The following is a 16,305-nucleotide window of genomic DNA, read 5'->3' as shown; positions in this document are numbered from 1 at the left end:
GACCATCGTCGCGATCAACAAGGACGCCGAAGCCCCGATCTTCGAACTCGTCGACTACGGCGTCATCGGCGACCTCTTCGCCGTCGTGCCCCAGCTCACCGACGAGATCAACACCCGCAAGGGCTGACCCCTCCCGCACCACCCAGCAGTACCCCGCCCGGGCCGCACGGTGAACCCCACCGCGCGGCCCGGTGCCGTTCCGGGCGACCATTGACGCAGGTCGAGCGGCCTTATAACTTCACTATACGGATTGTTGATTCCGGTAAGCGGAAACAGCGAGAGCGTGGAGGGTACGGTCATGGGTCAGCAGGAGAAGGTGGCAACGAGCCTCGCCGGTGCGGTCAGCGAGGAGATCAGCGCCTCCCTCACGGCGGTCGACGCGGAACTCGCCCGCCGCTACCCAGGAGACCCCGGCACCCGCCAGCCCGTGCACACCGTCTACGTACCCGGTGACGTCTTCGAGCCCGGCACCCTGCGCTCCTGGGGCGACCAGGCGCTGGCCGCCCTCGACGAACACGCCCCCGACGCCGCCGCGTTCGCCTCCGTCCTCGGTATCCCCGAGGAGCTGGCGGGCCCGGTCCACGACCGCGTACGCGCCAAGCTGGAGCGCGAGCCCGTCGAGGACCTGCGCATCGACTTCGAGGACGGCTACGGTCCCCGCCCGGACGCCGAGGAGGACGAAGCCGCCGCCCGCGCCGCGCGCCTGGTCTCCGAGGCGTACGCGAACGGCACCGCCGCCCCGTACATGGGCATCCGCATGAAGTGCATGGAGGCCGGTGTCCGCGACCGGGGCATCCGCACCACGGACGTCTTCCTCACCGGCCTGATGGAGGCGGGCGGCCTCCCCGAAGGGCTCGTGCTGACCCTCCCGAAGGTCACGTACCCCGAGCAGGTCACCGCCTTCGTCCGGCTCCTCGAAGCCTTCGAGAAGGCCCACGGCCTCGACGCCGGGCGTATCGGCTTCGAGATCCAGATCGAGACCAGCCAGTCCATCCTCGCCGCCGACGGGACCGCCGCCGTCGCCCGCATGATCGACGCGGCGCGCGGCCGGGCGACCGGACTGCACTACGGCACCTTCGACTACAGCGCCTGCGTCGGGGTCAGCGCCGCCTACCAGGCCAGCGACCACCCCGCCGCCGACCACGCCAAGGCCGTCATGCAGGTCGCCGCCGCCGGCACCGGCGTACGCGTCTCCGACGGCTCCACCAACGTCCTGCCCGTCGGCCCGACCGACCAGGTCCACGAGGCCTGGAGGCTCCACTACGGCCTCACCCGCCGCGCTCTGGCCCGCGCGTACTACCAGGGCTGGGACATGCACCCCGGCCACCTGCCGACGCGCTACGCGGCCGTGTACGCCTTCTACCGCGAGGGCCTGGAGCCCGCCGCCGCCCGCCTCGCCGCCTACGTGGCCAAGGCCGGCGGTGACGTCATGGACGAACCCGCCACCGCCAAGGCCCTCAGCGGCTACCTGCTGCGCGGCATCGACTGCGGCGCGCTGGACACCGCCGAGGTCGCCCGGCTGACCGGCCTGACCCGCGCGGACCTGGACGCCTTCGCCTCCCCGCGCCGGGGCGACCTGACGGTCACCGCTCCGTAAGCCGGAGACGGACTCAGTAGCCTGCGCGCTCCGAGGGGATGGCCAGTCCCGCCGGGGTGCGCAGGCCCGCGACCGGCACCGTCCGCTGCCCGCCGCGCACCGGCAGCTTCACCACCCGGTCGTTGTTGAAGTCCGCGACGTAGAGCGCGCCGGCGGGGTCGAAGGCCAGGCCGTACGGGGAGTTGAGCCCGACCGCCGGGACGGTCCGCTGCGGTCCGCCGCCCGCCGGCAGCCGCACCACCCGGTCGTTGCCGCTGTCGGAGACGAACAGATCTCCTCCCCGGCCGAAGGCCAGGCCGGTCGGCTGGGAGAGGCCCGTCGTGGGCACGGTCGTCTGCGGGCCGCCGTCGGCGGGGACCTTGACCACCCGGTCGTTGAAGCTGTCGGCGATGTAGAGGTCGCCGTCCGCGTCCAGTGCCAGCCCGATGGGGCGGGAGAGGTCGGTGGTGGGGACGACGCTCTGGGGGCCGCCGTCGCCCGGCACCCGTACGACCCGGTTGTTGCCGGTGTCGGAGATGTACAGGTCGCCCGAGGGGGCGAGCACCATCCCGGTCGGGCGGATCAGACCGGTCACCGCGACCATGACCGGGGCCCCGCCGCCGGGCGGCAGGCGCAGCACGGTGTTGTCGCTGTAGTCGGAGATGTACAGGGGTGCCCCGCCGTGCGCCGGAGGGCGACCCTCCGCCGGGCCGGGTGCGGTCCCGGGGGCGGCGGAGGCGACCGGGGCCGCGCACAGCAGCAGCGCCGCGGCCATCACCGCGAGCCGCCAACGGGGCTGCCCGTGCCGCTGCTTCGGGGCTGAAGGGATCGACGGGGTCGACGAGGCCGATGGGATCGATGGGATCGGCCGGGTCGTTGTGGGACGGCTCATGGGTGCGTACCTGTTCCGGATGTACGGGGGCGGGGCGTCGGCCGCCGACGATAGGGAGCCGCCCCCGGCGATCCGTCGGCACCACGCCCCGATGGGCCCGGCTCGCCACCCCAACAGCTCTGGCGGGCCGGCCTCAGCCGTCCCGGCGCGCGGACACGCCGCCGCGGGCGCGGTAGGCCCGCATCTTGTGCCGGGCGCCGCACACGTCCATGTCGCACCACAGGCCGTTCGACGCCGGCGCCCGGTCGTAGAAGACCCAGCGGCATTCCGGCGCCGCGCAGGCCTTGAGCCGCGTCGCGTGACGTCCGGTCAGGCCGTCCCGCAGCAGGGCTTCGAGCACCGTCCGTACGATCCCCGCCACCGGCCCGTCGTCGACGGGCCGCAGGGCGAGGGTGCCGTCCGGGCGTACGGCCGGGGCGCCGGCCACGGAGCGGATCAGCCGGTTGAGGGCGTCGAGGGCCTCGGGCGAGGTCCGCTCCGCCAGGTAGGCCCGCACGGTCTCCCGGGCCTCCGTGAGCGCCGCCAGTTCGGCCGGGGCGACCGCTTCCGGATACCCGTGCGCCCGCAGCCACCCGCCCGCCGTCCCCGGCCGGGCGAACTCGTCCTCCCCGTGGAGGAGGGTCGCCGTGTTGCAGAACGCCTCGACCGGTTCGAGTTCCGCGGGTGCCGGGTTCCGTCGCATGATCCCCACTTTATCAACGTTACTGACATAGGGCATTCTCTGGTAACGTCGAAAGTCCGGCACGGTCTGCACCCGACATCAGGAGGCGTGTCATGAACGGCAATCTGACCAGGACGTATCAGACCCCGGACGGGACGGTCCGCTGGGACGTGCTGGGGGAGGGCGACCCGGTCGTCCTGCTCCACGGCACCCCGTTCTCGTCGCGCGTCTGGCGCGAGATCGCACCGGCGCTCGCCCGGGACCACCAGGTCTACGTCTTCGACCTGCTCGGCTTCGGGCAGTCGGAGCAGCGCGCGGGGCAGGATCTCCGGCTGGCCGCACACACGCGGGTGTTCACCGGACTCCTGGACCACTGGGGTCTTGAGCGCCCGAGGGTGATCGCCCACGACATCGGCGGGGCCGTGGCCCTGCGGGCGCTGCTGCTGGAAGGGGCCCGGTACGCCGATCTCACCCTGGTCGACGCGGTGGGCTGTGGCGACTGGGGCACCGGGCTCTTCAGGCTCGTACGGGAGAACGCGCACGTCTTCGAGCAGCTGCCCGTCTACGCACACGAGGCGCTGGCCGAGAGCCATCTGCGCTTCGCGAGCCACACCGGCTACCGGCCGGACGTCCTGGCCGCCCATCTCGACCCGTGGCGCGGTGAAGCGGGCAGGGCCGCGTACTACCGCCAGTACGGGCAGCTGGAGCAGGCGGCCACCGACGAGTTCCAGCATCTGCTGGGGTCCGTGCCGGTGCCGACCCGGATCATCTGGGGGCGCGAGGACGGCTTCCTGCCGCCGCCCTTCGCCGAGCAGTTGCACGCCCTGATCCCGCACTCCGAGCTGCACTGGCTGGAGGGGGCGGGCCACGCGACTCCCGAGGACGCGCCCGCGCGGCTTCTGGCGCTGCTCACCCGGGAGTTCCGGCCGGTGGCCGCCGCGGCCTGAGGGCGGGTGCCCCTGGGGTGAGGGTCTTTCGGGGCGGCGGGCTCTCTGCCCAGCCCCGGGGCCCGCGCGGGGCCCGACCCGGCTCAGGCGGGCGGCAGTTCGCCCGAGCCGCGCGGGATCAGCGTCGTCGCAAGCTCCACCCGCGCCGGGGCGTGGTCCGCTCCGTCGAGGCGGCGGAAGAGATGCTCGGCGGCGGTCCTGCCGACCGCCGCCGCGTCCTGTGAGATCACCGTGATGCCGAGCAGGTCGGCCAGCTCGATGTCGTCGAACCCGACCAGCGCCACCGGCCGCTCCCGCTCCGCGATCACCCGCACCGCCGTCACCGTCACGCGGTTGTTGCCCGCGAACAGGGCGGTGACCGGCTCGGGGCCGCTCAGCATCTCCTCGGCCGCGGCCCGCACCCGCTCCGGATCGGTGGAGCCCAGGGATACCCAGCCGTCCTCGACGGTGATGCCCGCGTCCCGCATGGCGGCGTGGTAGCCGCGCAGACGCTCGGTGGCCGTGTGGATCCGCGGCTGGTCGCCGATGAACCCGATCCTGCGGTGACCGTGCGCGATCAGGTGCGCCACGCCCTCCCTGGCCCCGCCGAAGCTGTCGGAGAGCACCATGTCGACGTCCACATGGCCCGCCGGGCGGTCCACGAAGACCGTGGCGATGCCCGCCTTGATCTCCGGCTCCAGATAGCGGTGGTCGTCGCCCGCCGGGATCACGATCAGACCGTCGACGCGGCGGGCGCACAGCGCCAGCACCAACTCCTGCTCCCGCTCCGGGTCCTCGGCGCTGGAACCGTTGATCAGGAGCGCGCCGTGCGCCCGGGCGACCTCCTCCACCGCGCGGCTCAGCGGACCGTAGAACGGGTCCGCCAGATCCTCCAGGACCAGTCCGATGGACGCCGTACGCCCCTTGCGCAGCACCCGGGCGCTGTCGTTGCGGCGGAAGCCGAGAGCGTCGATCGCCTCCTGTACGCGGCGCTCGGTGTCGGGCGTGACGCCGGGCTCGCTGTTCACCACCCGGGAGACCGTCTTCAGGCCGACTCCGGCCCGGGCCGCCACGTCCTTCATGGTCGGCCGGTTACCGTAGCGGGTCTCGGAATGACGGGCGGTCCGGTCCACGTGCGCTGTCCTGTCGTCGGATACGGGCGGGGCTTGCGGTGCTCCGGCCGGGGCCGAGCGGGGCCGAGACGGGGCGCCGCGCGGATGATCGGAGGCTGTGGCGTCGAGCATAGGCCCTGGACAACGTTGTCAACAGGATGAAGACTGTGCAGACTATGGACGGAACCCGCAGGTCCCGCCCCTTCACCGATCCGGAGAGCCCACACCGATGCATACCGACCTCGTCGCCGCGCTCGACATCGGCGGCACCAAGATCGCCGGAGCGCTGGTGGACGGCGACGGATCCCTCCTCGTACGGGCGCAGCGGCCGACGCCCGCCCGGGAGGGCGCCGAGGCGGTCATGGGGACGGTGGACGAGGTGCTGGGCGAGCTGATGGCCTCGCCGCTGTGGGCCAGGGCCGGTTCCGTCGGCATCGGCAGCGCCGGTCCGGTGGACGCCGCCGCCGGGACGGTCAGCCCGGTCAACGTTCCCGGCTGGCGGGACTTCCCGCTGGTGGAGCGCGTGCACAAGACGGCGGGCGGACTGTCGGTCGCGCTGGTGGGCGACGGGGTCGCGATGACCGCCGCCGAGCACTGGCTCGGTGCCGCCCGGGGCTACGACAACGCGCTCTGCCTCGTCGTGTCGACGGGCGTCGGCGGCGGCCTCGTCCTCGGCGGCACCCTGCGCCCCGGCCCCTCGGGCAACGCCGGGCACATCGGCCACATCAGCGTCGACCTGGACGGCGACCCGTGCCCCTGCGGTGCGCGCGGCTGCGTCGAAGGCATCGCCAGCGGCCCCAACATCGCCCGCCGCGCCCTGGAGAACGGCTGGCGGCCCGGCCCGGACGGCGACGCGACGGCCGCCGCGGTGGCCGTCGCCGCCCGCGCCGGGGACCCGGTCGCCATCGCCTCCTACGAGCGCGCGGCCCAGGCGCTGGCCGCTGGAATCGCGGCCACCGCGACCTTGGCGGACCTCGACATCGCGGTGGTCGGCGGGGGAGTGGCCGGGGCCGGCGACGTCCTCTTCGTACCGCTGCGCCGCAGCCTGCGCGAGTACGCCACGCTCTCCTACCTCCGTCGGCTGACGGTGGCGCCCGCGGTGATGGGCAACGACGCGGGCCTGGTCGGGGCCGCGGCGGCGGCCATCGCCCTGCGCTGACCGCGTGTCACGACAGCTTCCAGGAGGCGCCCGGTTCGTCAGGCCGGGCGCCTCCTGGGCCGGTTGGCCGCGTGCCGCGTTCACGCGGTGGCTGCCGGGCGGTCCGTTCCGCGGCGGCGCTGGTGGTACGCGACGGTCAGGACGACCATGAGCGGCCCCCAGAGCACCAGCGGGGCGTGGCAGAGGGAGAACCAGGCGGATTCCCAGCCTCCCGCCTCGCCGGGGAAGTCCGCGGGCAGTTCGTCGCCGCGGATCGTCGTGCCCCGGATCCCGGTGAGGATGAACAGGACCGTGAAGACGAGCGTGAGCACCGTGGCTCCGACGGCGGCCGGGACGACCACGGCCCATCTCGGGACCTGCCGCCCGCCCAGGTACGGGACCCAGCGGGGGAAGACCTCGCCCCAGCGGGCGATCAGGCCGATCGCGGTGAAGGCGAGAAGCTCGGAGGCGATCGAGAGCGACGGGACGTAGAGCGTTCCCCGAAGCCGATGCGGGTGCGACCGCGGGGTGACGGCAGGGCGTTCGTACGTCCCGGACGGCCGCATCCGGCCAACGCCGTCGCCCCCGCGGGGTTTCCGCGGCAGGGTGTTGCGGGCAAGCCACAGGGGGCTACGGAAGAGGGGGAACCGTGATCGTCTGGATCAACGGTGCGTTCGGCGCGGGCAAGACCAGCGCCGCCGGCGAACTGACCGATCTGATTCCGAACAGCACGCTGTACGACCCGGAGGTCACCGGCGCGGGGCTGCGCGCCCTGCTGCCGCAGAAGCGGCTCGCCGAGGTCACCGACTTCCAGGACCTGCCGATCTGGCGGCGGCTCGTGGTGGACACGGCGGCGGCGCTGCTCGCCGAGGTGCCCGGGGTGCTGGTGGTGCCGATGACACTGCTGCGGCAGGAGTATCGCGACGAGATCTTCGGCGGGCTCGCCTCCCGGCGCATCCCGGTCCGGCATGTGGCGCTCTCACCTGAGGAAACGATCCTGCGCAGCCGGATCGCGGGCCGCGAGGAGTTTCCCGGCGACGACGAACAGAACGACCGGGTGCGCCGCTGGGCGTACGAGCACATCGGCCCGTACCGCGACGCCCTCGGCTGGATCGCCCAGGACGCGCATGTGGTCGACAACAGCGCCCTCACCCCCCGGGATACAGCCGGACGGATCGCGGACGCCGTGCGCACCGGGAGCGCCCCGCCGTGCCCCATCGTGCAGACGCCCGAGCCGACGGGCGAGACGGTGGCCGCCGGGGTGCTGCTCTTCGACGAGCAGGACCGGGTGCTGCTCGTCGACCCCACGTACAAACCGGGGTGGGAGTTTCCCGGCGGGGTCGTGGAGGCCGGTGAGGCCCCCGCGCAGGCCGGGATCCGTGAGGTCGCCGAGGAGATCGGCCTCAGCCTCGACCGGGTGCCCACCCTGCTGCTCGTCGACTGGGAGTCGCCCCGCCCGCCCGGATACGGCGGGCTCCGCTTCCTCTTCGACGGCGGCCTGCTCCGCTCCGAGGACGCCGGCCGGCTGCTGCTGCCCGGCTCCGAGTTGCGCGGCTGGCGCTTCGTCACCGAGGAGGAGGCCGCGGGGATGCTGCCGCCCACCCGGTACGAACGGCTGCGCTGGGCCCTGCGGGCGCGTGAGCGGAAGACGGTGCTCAACCTGGAGGCGGGGGTGCCGGTGGGCTGAGCGGGGGCTGTACGGGGCCTGGGCGCGGCCGGGCTGAGCCACGCCTCCGGCGCCGCCGTGGAGGCGCCGCTGTGGAGGCGCCGCGCACGCCGGTCGCCCGTGCGGCCTCATCGGCCGCGGAAGCACTGCGCGCGCCGGGAACCTCGCGGGCCTCATCCGCCGTTCGCCGCCGCCTCCATCACCGCGGCGGCGTCCTCGGTGAGCGGGTCGCCGTGGCCGAAGCAGACGGTACGGGGTGCGAGCGCGGCCAGTCGCCGGAACGTGGCCGCCGCCTCCCCACGGTCCACGTTGAACACGCCGAGCATCACCCGCTCCACGGAGGCCACGGCGTCCCCGGTGAACAGCACGCCGTGGCGCGGCAGATGGAGCGCGACGGAGCCCGGCGTGTGACCGGGGGCGTGGACCACCCGCGCACCGTCCCCGAACGGCAGCACCTCACCGCCGGTCACCTCGCGGTCGACCCGGGTGGGCGGGGCCTCGGGGCACGTCAGCCCATGCGCGTACAGCGGCCGCTCCCAGTCCAGCAGGTCCGGCTCCGGCACGGGCCGCTCGCCCCGGATCACCGGGGCGTCCAGCACGTGGGCGAGGATCTCGGCGCCGTACCGGTCCGCCAGCTCCCGCGCGGCCCCGTAGTGGTCGCGGTGGCCGTGGGTGATGACGATGCGGCGGATCCGGGCCGGATCGTGGCCGAGCGCCCGGACCCCGTCCCCGATCGCGGCGGCCGACGCGCTGTCGCCCGCGTCGATCAGCGTCAGGTCCGCCCCGTCGCGCCAGAGATACGCCTGACCGATCCGGAAGCGGAACATGTGCAACTGGGGGAGTACCTCGACGAGATCCATGCGGCGAACGTACGCAGCGGCGGACGGACGCCGCACGGATCTACGCTCCGGGCGACTTCGCCGGGGGCGAAGCCCGCCCGTGAAGAGGCGAGGGCCCCGGCGGCCGGACACCGGGGCCCAGCGGGATCAGGCCTTCTTCGACTCGGCGTAGTTGCGCAGGAACAGCGCCTCGGCGACCGACATCCGCTCCAGCTCCTCGGGCGACACGCTCTCGTTCACCGCGTGGATCTGCGCCTCGGGCTCGCTCAGCCCGATCAGCAGGATCTCCGCCTCCGGGTAGAGGCCCGCCAGGGTGTTGCACAGCGGGATGGAGCCGCCCATGCCGGAGGACTGCATCTCCTGGCCCGGGTAGGCGTCCCGCATCGCGTCCGCCATCGCCTGGTACGCCGGGCTGCTCATGTCGGCCCGGAACGGCTGGCCCTGGCCCACCTGTTCCACCTTCACCCGCGCGCCCCAGGGGGCCCGGGACTCCAGGTGGGCGGTGAGCAGCTTCGTCGCCTCGGCCGCGTCGTGGCCCGGCGGCACCCGCAGGCTGACCTGGGCCCGCGCGCTCGCCTGTACGGACGGGGTCGCGCCGACCACCGCGGGGCAGTCGATGCCGATGACGGTGACGGCGGGACGGGCCCAGATGCGGTCCGCGACCGTGCCCGTGCCGATCAGCTCGACGCCGTCCAGCACCTTGGCGTCCTGCCGGAACTCCGCCTCCGGGTACTGGATGCCGTCCCAGTCGGCGTCACCCGTCAGACCGTCGACCGTGGTCGTCCCGTCCTCCGCGCGCAGCGAGGCCAGCAGCTGGATCATCGCGGCCAGCGCGTCCGGGGCCGCGCCGCCGAACTGCCCCGAGTGCAGGTTCCCTTCGAGGGTGTCCAACTGCACGCGCAGCATGGTCATCCCGCGCAGCGTCGCCGTCACCGTCGGCAGCCCGACCCGGAAGTTGCCGGTGTCGCCGATGACGATCGTGTCCGCGCGGAGCAGCTCGGGGTGCGCCTCCGCGTACCGCTCCAGACCGCCGGTGCCCTGCTCCTCGGAGCCCTCGGCGATCACCTTCACCGAGACCGGGACGCCGCCGTCCGCCTTGAGGGCGCGCAGCGCGAGCAGGTGCATGATGAACCCGCCCTTGCAGTCGGCCGCGCCCCGCCCGTACCAGCGTCCGTCGCGCTCGGTCAGCTCGAACGGCGGGGAGATCCACGCCGACTCGTCCAGCGGCGGCTGCACGTCGTAGTGGGCGTAGAGCAGCACGGTCGGCGCCCCGGCCGGCCCGGGCAGATACCCGTAGACGGACTGCGTCCCGTCGGGGGTGTCCAGGAGAGCGACGTCCGTGAACCCCTCGGCGCGCAGCGCGTCGGCGACCCAGTTGGCGGCGCCTTCGCACTCGCTCCTGGGGAACACCGCCGGGTCCGCCACCGACTGGAACGCCACCAGCTCGGCCAGCTCCTCCCGGGCACGGGGCATCAGCGAGGCGACGGTCTCGGGAATCGGACGGGCGGTCATGGGCACGCTCCTCGTGGGTGCGACGTTATGGGTAGGGCGCGGTGTGTACGCGACCGTGTGCGACGCCGTGTGTGCGACGACGCATGTACGACGAAATCATGGCCGATCCTCCCACAGGAGGGCCGGCCCGTAGCGCGCCGTAGGATGCCGTGAGCAGCTTGGGGCCACTGGTCGGATCGGGAGCAGAAGCACATCGTGAGCAGCGAGAACGCAGACGCCGGACGTGAGCCGGAAGAGTCGTTGGTGTGGGATGTCGTCGTGGTCGGCGCCGGACCGGCCGGGGCATCGGCGGCGTACGCGGCAGCCGTGGCGGGCCGGAGAGTCCTGCTGCTGGAGAAAGCGGAACTGCCGCGCTACAAGACCTGCGGCGGGGGCATCATCGGCTTCTCCCGGGACGCCCTGCCGCCCGGGTTCGAACTGCCCCTGAAGGACCGCATCCACGCGGTCACCTTCTCGCTCAACGGCAAGCTGGCCCGCACCCGCCGCTCCCGGCGCATGCTCTTCGGGCTCATCAACCGCCCCGAGTTCGACGCCGGCCTGGTCGAGGAGGCGCAGAAGGCCGGGGCCGAACTGCGCACCGGCGCCTCGGTGGTGCGGGTCGAGCAGCACGGTCCCGCCGTGCCCGACCGGCGAACGGTCGCCGTGGTGCTGGCCGGTGGCGAGACCGTGCTCGCGCGGGCGGTCGTCGGCGCGGACGGCAGCGCGGGCCGGATAGGAGCCCATGTCGGGGTGAAGCTCGATCAGGTCGACCTCGGCCTGGAGGCGGAGATCCCGGTTCCGGCCACCGTCGCGGAGGACTGGGCGGGCCGGGTCCTCATCGACTGGGGCCCGATGCCGGGAAGCTACGGCTGGGTCTTCCCCAAGGGAGACACCCTCACGGTGGGCGTCATCTCGGCGCGTGGCGACGGCGCGGGCACCAAGCGGTATCTGGAGGACTTCATCGCCCGCCTCGGCCTCGCGGGGTTCGAGCCCGCCATCTCGTCGGGCCATCTCACCCGCTGCCGCAGCGACGACTCGCCGCTCTCCCGCGGCCGGGTCGTGGTCTGCGGCGACGCGGCCGGACTCCTCGAGCCGTGGACCCGCGAGGGCATCTCCTTCGCGTTGCGCTCGGGGCGGCTCGCGGGGGAGTGGGCGGTCAGGATCGCCGAGGCGCACGACGCGGTGGACGCCCGCCGTCAGGCTCTCAACTACGCGTTCGCCATCAAGGCCGGCCTCGGTGTGGAGATGGGCGTCGGCCGCCGCATGCTCAAGCTGTTCGAGCGCCGGCCGGGCCTGCTGCACGCGGTGCTGACCGGTTTCCGCCCGGCCTGGAAGTCGTTCGCCGGAATCACCCGGGGGACGACGTCACTGGCCGAGCTCGTCCGTACGCACCCGCTGGCGCAGCGGGCGCTCCACGCGATGGACCGCTAGCTTCCCCGGCGTTCCGTGGTGATCACCCGTACTCCCCACGGAGTACGGGTGATCACCACGCACGGCGGACGCCGCCACGCCCGTCCGCCGTCTGGGGTGGCCGCCATGGACGAACGGCAACCGCCGCACCGGGGCGGGCCGCCGTGGCTGTCCCGCGCGCGCTCGCGGACCGCCGTCGGGCTGCCCTGGGTGAGTTCGCGGCCCGATCCAAGCAGCCGACCGCCGCCGCCTCGCTCGCGCTGCTCACCGAGCGGGAGCGGGAGGTGCGGGAGGTGATGGCGCTGGTCGGCATCGGCCTGTGGAACAGGAGACCGCCCGCAGACTGGTCGTCAGCCCGCTCACCGCGAAGACCCACGTCAGCCGCACGATGGTCAAGCTCGGCGCCCGGGACCGGGCGCAGGTCGTCGTCCTCGCCTACGAATCGAGGCCGGTGCGCCACGGCCGGCTCGGCTGAGGCCGCCCGTTCTCATCAGGTGACGGCGGAGTTGTCCGTCCAGAGCCTGGCCACCGCGCGGTCGCCGCGCAGGGTGACGGCGGTCAGCGGCAGCCGGTTCCAGAGGGCGAGGTAGAGCCCCTCGGCCGTACCGCTCAGCTCGCAGTCGGCATCCTCCGCGCTGCCCTCACCTGCCGTGCGTACGGCCTGCGGCGGGGCCTCGGAGATCCGTACCGTCCAGGTCGCCGCCGTGTCCACGGCCCGTACCCGCAGCGTGCGCGGCCTGTCCGAGCGGACCCGGCTCTTGGGGCGGGCGTGGAAGCCGGTGAGCAGCTCGTCGATGCCGTCGGCGGCACGGTCGGCGGAGACCGGGGTCAGCGGACCGCCGAGCGCCGATTCCGCGTCCACCCGGTGCACGGTCGTCTCGTGCAGCTGGCGGCGGGACCAGAACGCCAGGGGGGAGGGGGCCGGCAGGAAGGTCCAGCACTCCAGGTCGGCGGGCGCCTCCTCCAGGGACCGGACCAGGTGGCGGTGCCCCTCGCGGAACCAGGCCAGGAGTTCGGCCCCGTCGAGGTCGGGCTCGCCGCCGTCGGGGTGGTAGGCGGGGTGCCCCTCGGTGATGAACGCCGCCGCCCACCGGTGGACCATGCCGGTGTGCCGCAGCAGATGGCGTATCTGCCAGCCGGGGCAGGTCGGGACGGATGCGCCGGGACCGGCCTGTTCGGCGGCCGCCGCGAGCAGCCGCCCCTCCTCCGACAACGACGCGATGTGCTCGGTGATCTGCATGGCGGCGATTGTGCCAGTGGCGTGCGGGTTCCGACTGTGTCGGTGCCGCGCGGGGCCCGGCCGGGACCGGCGGCTCCCTCGGCCGGGCGGGCGGTCAGACGGCCGCGCTCGTCGTGGCGTTGCGGGCCGTGTAGCCCAGGACGGCAGCCGCGGCGGCCAGCAGCGCGACCGTTGTCAGGGCCACCGGCAGCGAGAACCAGTCGGCGAGGAAGCCGATCGCGGGCGGGCCGAGCAGCATCCCGCCGTAGCCGAGCGTCGAGGCGGCGGCGACCCCGCTGGGACCGGCCAGTTCGCCCGCGCGCCCCACCGCGACGGGGAAGATGTTGGCGAGCCCGAGTCCGGTGACCGCGAAGCCGGCCAGCGCCAGCCAGGCGGTCGGGGCCAGCGAGCCCAGCAGCATCCCGGCCGCGGCCGTGGCCCCGCCGAGAACCAGGGTGCGGGTCTGGCCGAGCCGTTCCAGGAGCAGGGTCCCGGTCAGCCGGCCCGCCGTCATCGTCAGGGCGAACAGCGCGTATCCGGCGGCGGCGAGCCCGGGGTGCGCGCCCAGGTCCTGTTCCAGGTGGAGCGCGCCCCAGTCGGCGAGGGCGCCTTCCCCGTACGCCGTGCACAGGGCGATCACACCGAAGAGCACGACGATCCGGCGGGCCCGGGGCGACAGCCGCTGCTTCGGCTCGCGCGGACCGACGGCCTCCGCAGCGGCGGGGGCGGGGCGGTGGCGGAGCAGGGAAGGTCCGGCGAACGCGGTGACCAGCAGGCCGATTCCGGCCAGCAGGAACAGATGGGTCGAGGCGGAGAGACCGCCCGCGACCAGGCCGCCGAGCCCGGCGCCGACCATCCCGCCCAGGCTGAACGCCGCGTGGAAGCTCGGCATCACCGGCCGGCGCAGTGCGGCGACCAGATCGACGGCGGCGCTGTTCATCGCCACGTTCATCCCGCCGTACGCGGCTCCGAACACCAGCAGCACGAGGCCGAGGGAGAGCGCCGAATGGGTCTGGGCGGGCAGGGCGATGCTCAGGGGCAGCAGGACACCGCAGGCCACGGTGACGGCATGGCTGCCGTAGCGGCGGCAGAGCCGGCCGGTGAGCATCATGGTGATCACCGCACCGGCGGAGACGCCGAGCAGGGCGAGGCCGAGGGTGGAGGCGGAAGCTCCGGTCTGCTGCTTGATGGCCGGGATACGGACCACCCAGCCGGCGAAGAGGAACCCGTCGAGGGCGAAGAACACGGTCAGCGCGGTACGGAGGCGGGCCGACGCGGGTGGGGCGGTGTCTCCGCCGGGTCCCCCGGGTAGGGCCGTCCGCAGTTTGTTTAGTTGCGGCACAAACTCAGCATAGGGGCGCTCCGACGGCGGACGCAACACCGCTGCACACCGCGCCCTCCGGGGGCGCGGCCGTGGCCTGAACGGGATCCCCGGACCGGCCCTGGGCGTCCGGGAGGCCTCCGGATCATGGGAGACTCGCCCCCATGAACGGCAAGGCGACCACCACCCGGACCAAGTTGGAGAGGGGCCGCAGCGCGCTCGGGCCCGCACTGGAACTGGTCCACACCGGACGCGCCCCCACCCGGGCCGTCCTCACCTCCGAACTCGGCGTCACCCGCGCCACAGCCGGGGCGGTCGCCGCGGAACTGGAGGCGCTCGGGCTGATCCGCGTCGACTCCAGCCCCGGGTCGGCGGCCGGTTCCCAGGGCCGCCCCTCGCACCGGCTGTCCGTCCTGGAGACCGGCCCCGTCGTCCTCGCGGCCCAGGTGCACGCCGACGGCTTCCGGGCCGCGCTCGTCGGGCTCGGCGGCCGGATCGTCGCCACCTCGCCGGGCTGCGTCGCGGTGATGGCCGACCCCGCGCAGGTCCTCGGCGAGGTCGTGGAGGCGGGGGCCGAACTGCTCCGCGCCAGCGGGCTGCGCTGCGTCGGCGCCGGACTCGCCGTGCCGTCGGCGGTCGCCGAACCGGAGGGCACCGCCCTCAACCCGCTGCACATCGCCTGGCCCGCGGGCTCCCCGGTCCGGGACATCTTCGCCGCCTGCGTGCGCCGGGCGGGCATCACCGGACCCGCGTTCACCGGCAACGACGTCAATCTCACCGCGCTGGCCGAGCACCGGCACGGTGCGGGCCGGGGCGCCCAGCACCTCCTGTGCGTGGCCACGGGGCACCGGGGCGTCGGCGGGGCCCTCGTGCTCGACGGTCGCCTGCACAGCGGGAGTTCGGGCCTCGCCCTGGAGGTCGGCCATCTCACCGTGAACCCCGAGGGGCGCCCCTGCCACTGCGGCGGGCGCGGCTGCCTCGACGTGGAGACCGACCCGCTGGCCTTCCTCACCACCGCCCGCCGCGAACCCGGCCCCGAGGAGTCCCTCCTCAAGCAGGCCGGGAACCTGCTCCGCGCGGAGTACGACGACCCGGCGGTGCGGCAGGCCGCCGAGGAACTGATCGACCGGCTGGGCCTGGGGCTCGCCGGACTGGTCAACATCCTCAACCCCGACCGCATCATCCTCGGCGGCCTCCACCGCGACCTGCTGGAGGCGGACCCCGAGCGGCTGCGCGCCGTCGTCGCCGACCGCAGCCTGTGGGGGCGCAGCGGCAGCGTGCCGATCCTGCCGTGCACCCTTGCCCACAACAGCCTGGTGGGCGCCGCCGAACTGGCCTGGCAGCCGGTCCTCGACGACCCGCTCGCCGCGCTGGCCTGAAGCGGCCGCCCCGGCCCGGGTCCTGTTTCGGCCTGCCGCCCGGGCCCGGAGCCTGCGTCGGGCTGAAACGCGCCCGGGTCTACGCGCCGTTCACCACAGCCGGCCCCGCCGCAGTCGGCCGGCCTCGGGCGACGACAGGTGCAGCACCTCGTAGGTCTCGCCCGCCGCCCCGGGCTCCGGCCGCTCCCACAGGGTGAAGTGCGTCAGCTCCCAGCGGCGCGGATCCACCGCCAGCGCGGTCGCCACCACGCCGGGCAGAGCGGCGGTCCGGCGGGTCTCCTCCAGGGCTGCCGAGACGGCGTCGGCCGGCCGCACGTCGGACGGCACCGGCCGCCGCGACCGGACGGCCGCGCGGGGGAGCGCGCCGGACGACGGCCCCTCCTGGTAGGCCAGACCCGTCCAGTGCTGGACCTCGGGGCGGCCGAAGTCGTCGACCAGGCCCTGGAATCCGGCGCCCCACAGAAAGGCGTTCATGCCCTCGGGGGCGTTCCACAGGTAGAACGGGGCGTACTGGTTCACCGGCGCCCCCGCCGCACGCTCCCGGATCAGATAGGCCTTGAGGCCGAGCCCGGGGAAACCGTCGAGGAGACGGCCCTTGGCCGCGACCCGGTCGCGGATGATCCCCATGTCGTAATCGGCGGGGAGGGTGATCTCGTACTGCATGGCGTGCACGCG

15 protein-coding genes and 2 pseudogenes are annotated in these 16,305 nt (G+C 74.0%); 8 read left to right on the top strand and 9 right to left on the bottom strand.

Annotated features, from left to right (window positions below):
- Both IE140_RS29690 and IE140_RS29685 read left to right on the top strand, forming a co-directional pair.
- Positions 1–127 (top strand): annotated as a pseudogene (locus tag IE140_RS29690) (electron transfer flavoprotein subunit alpha/FixB family protein); the annotation flags it as partial.
- Positions 128–298: 171 nt separating this feature from the next.
- Positions 299–1,597 carry a DUF6986 family protein gene (locus tag IE140_RS29685; protein ID WP_150196653.1) on the top strand — a complete coding sequence of 433 codons (1,299 nt, stop codon included), beginning with the start codon at positions 299–301 and terminating at the stop codon, positions 1,595–1,597.
- A gap of 13 nt (positions 1,598–1,610) precedes the next feature.
- Here IE140_RS29685 and IE140_RS29680 read toward each other — a convergent pair whose 3' ends face one another.
- A complete protein-coding gene (locus tag IE140_RS29680; protein WP_150196654.1) occupies positions 1,611–2,351 on the bottom strand; it encodes an NHL repeat-containing protein in 741 nt (246 codons plus the stop codon).
- 250 nt (positions 2,352–2,601) lie between these two features.
- Positions 2,602–3,150 carry a CGNR zinc finger domain-containing protein gene (locus IE140_RS29675; RefSeq protein ID WP_150196655.1) on the bottom strand — a complete coding sequence of 183 codons (549 nt, stop codon included), beginning with the start codon at positions 3,148–3,150 and terminating at the stop codon, positions 2,602–2,604.
- Between the two features lie 92 nt (positions 3,151–3,242).
- On the opposite strand from IE140_RS29675, the gene IE140_RS29670 reads away from it, so the two are divergent.
- Positions 3,243–4,076, top strand: coding sequence for an alpha/beta fold hydrolase (locus tag IE140_RS29670; RefSeq protein ID WP_093441388.1), 834 nt, complete (start codon positions 3,243–3,245; stop codon positions 4,074–4,076).
- An 83-nt stretch (positions 4,077–4,159) separates the two neighbouring features.
- Here the strand turns inward: IE140_RS29670 and IE140_RS29665 are convergent, their stop codons facing one another.
- Complete coding sequence (locus IE140_RS29665) at positions 4,160–5,188, bottom strand: LacI family DNA-binding transcriptional regulator (protein ID WP_093441390.1); 1,029 nt, start codon at positions 5,186–5,188, stop codon at positions 4,160–4,162.
- A 208-nt stretch (positions 5,189–5,396) separates the two neighbouring features.
- On the opposite strand from IE140_RS29665, the gene IE140_RS29660 reads away from it, so the two are divergent.
- Entirely contained in the window at positions 5,397–6,326 is a 930-nt protein-coding gene (locus IE140_RS29660; protein ID WP_032766162.1) for an ROK family protein, read from the top strand.
- A gap of 80 nt (positions 6,327–6,406) precedes the next feature.
- Here IE140_RS29660 and IE140_RS29655 read toward each other — a convergent pair whose 3' ends face one another.
- The gene (locus tag IE140_RS29655) at positions 6,407–6,871 is read right to left on the bottom strand and encodes a hypothetical protein (protein WP_229826944.1); all 465 of its coding nucleotides are present in this window, start codon (positions 6,869–6,871) and stop codon (positions 6,407–6,409) included.
- An 83-nt stretch (positions 6,872–6,954) separates the two neighbouring features.
- Here IE140_RS29655 and IE140_RS29650 point away from each other — a divergent pair, with 83 nt between their 5' ends.
- Complete coding sequence (locus tag IE140_RS29650; RefSeq protein ID WP_150196656.1) at positions 6,955–7,992, top strand: NUDIX hydrolase; 1,038 nt, start codon at positions 6,955–6,957, stop codon at positions 7,990–7,992.
- Between the two features lie 152 nt (positions 7,993–8,144).
- On the opposite strand, the gene IE140_RS29645 is transcribed toward IE140_RS29650, so the two are convergent.
- Both IE140_RS29645 and IE140_RS29640 read right to left on the bottom strand, forming a co-directional pair.
- Positions 8,145–8,831 (bottom strand): MBL fold metallo-hydrolase, encoded by a 687-nt coding sequence (locus IE140_RS29645; protein ID WP_150196657.1) that lies wholly within the window; start codon positions 8,829–8,831, stop codon positions 8,145–8,147.
- 126 nt (positions 8,832–8,957) lie between these two features.
- Positions 8,958–10,322 carry a dipeptidase gene (locus IE140_RS29640; protein ID WP_100560914.1) on the bottom strand — a complete coding sequence of 455 codons (1,365 nt, stop codon included), beginning with the start codon at positions 10,320–10,322 and terminating at the stop codon, positions 8,958–8,960.
- A 195-nt stretch (positions 10,323–10,517) separates the two neighbouring features.
- On the opposite strand from IE140_RS29640, the gene IE140_RS29635 reads away from it, so the two are divergent.
- Together IE140_RS29635 and IE140_RS29630 are read left to right on the top strand one after the other, a co-directional pair.
- Positions 10,518–11,732, top strand: a complete 1,215-nt coding sequence (locus IE140_RS29635) for a geranylgeranyl reductase family protein (protein WP_006122614.1) — start codon at positions 10,518–10,520, stop codon at positions 11,730–11,732.
- A 176-nt stretch (positions 11,733–11,908) separates the two neighbouring features.
- Positions 11,909–12,186 (top strand): annotated as a pseudogene (locus IE140_RS29630) (response regulator transcription factor); the annotation flags it as partial.
- Between the two features lie 15 nt (positions 12,187–12,201).
- On the opposite strand, the gene IE140_RS29625 reads toward IE140_RS29630, so the two are convergent.
- Both IE140_RS29625 and IE140_RS29620 read right to left on the bottom strand, forming a co-directional pair.
- Complete coding sequence (locus IE140_RS29625) at positions 12,202–12,951, bottom strand: maleylpyruvate isomerase family mycothiol-dependent enzyme (protein ID WP_150196658.1); 750 nt, start codon at positions 12,949–12,951, stop codon at positions 12,202–12,204.
- 94 nt (positions 12,952–13,045) lie between these two features.
- Positions 13,046–14,176 carry an MFS transporter gene (locus tag IE140_RS29620; RefSeq protein ID WP_093441401.1) on the bottom strand — a complete coding sequence of 377 codons (1,131 nt, stop codon included), beginning with the start codon at positions 14,174–14,176 and terminating at the stop codon, positions 13,046–13,048.
- A gap of 239 nt (positions 14,177–14,415) precedes the next feature.
- On the opposite strand from IE140_RS29620, the gene IE140_RS29615 reads away from it, so the two are divergent.
- On the top strand, positions 14,416–15,630 hold the full coding sequence (locus IE140_RS29615) for an ROK family protein (protein WP_093441404.1): 1,215 nt from the start codon (positions 14,416–14,418) through the stop codon (positions 15,628–15,630).
- Between the two features lie 90 nt (positions 15,631–15,720).
- On the opposite strand, the gene IE140_RS29610 is transcribed toward IE140_RS29615, so the two are convergent.
- Positions 15,721–16,302 carry a DUF4865 family protein gene (locus IE140_RS29610; RefSeq protein ID WP_150196659.1) on the bottom strand — a complete coding sequence of 194 codons (582 nt, stop codon included), beginning with the start codon at positions 16,300–16,302 and terminating at the stop codon, positions 15,721–15,723.
- Positions 16,303–16,305: the final 3 nt, after the last annotated feature.

The organism is Streptomyces parvus (assembly GCF_014648875.1).
Taxonomy (GTDB): Bacteria; Actinomycetota; Actinomycetes; order Streptomycetales; family Streptomycetaceae; genus Streptomyces; species Streptomyces parvus.
This window is presented reverse-complemented; position numbering and strand designations above follow the sequence as displayed.

Bases quoted from the DNA above. Each gene is read 5' to 3' on its own strand.
- IE140_RS29685 (WP_150196653.1), top strand. From the start codon at position 299: ATGGGTCAGCAGGAGAAGGTGGCAACGAGCCTCGCCGGTGCGGTCAGC.
- IE140_RS29680 (WP_150196654.1), bottom strand. From the start codon at position 2,351: ATGGCCGCGGCGCTGCTGCTGTGCGCGGCCCCGGTCGCCTCCGCCGCC.
- IE140_RS29675 (WP_150196655.1), bottom strand. From the start codon at position 3,150: ATGCGACGGAACCCGGCACCCGCGGAACTCGAACCGGTCGAGGCGTTC.
- IE140_RS29670 (WP_093441388.1), top strand. From the start codon at position 3,243: ATGAACGGCAATCTGACCAGGACGTATCAGACCCCGGACGGGACGGTC.
- IE140_RS29660 (WP_032766162.1), top strand. From the start codon at position 5,397: ATGCATACCGACCTCGTCGCCGCGCTCGACATCGGCGGCACCAAGATC.
- IE140_RS29655 (WP_229826944.1), bottom strand. From the start codon at position 6,871: ATGCGGCCGTCCGGGACGTACGAACGCCCTGCCGTCACCCCGCGGTCG.
- IE140_RS29645 (WP_150196657.1), bottom strand. From the start codon at position 8,831: ATGGATCTCGTCGAGGTACTCCCCCAGTTGCACATGTTCCGCTTCCGG.
- IE140_RS29640 (WP_100560914.1), bottom strand. From the start codon at position 10,322: ATGACCGCCCGTCCGATTCCCGAGACCGTCGCCTCGCTGATGCCCCGT.
- IE140_RS29625 (WP_150196658.1), bottom strand. From the start codon at position 12,951: ATGCAGATCACCGAGCACATCGCGTCGTTGTCGGAGGAGGGGCGGCTG.
- IE140_RS29615 (WP_093441404.1), top strand. From the start codon at position 14,416: ATGAACGGCAAGGCGACCACCACCCGGACCAAGTTGGAGAGGGGCCGC.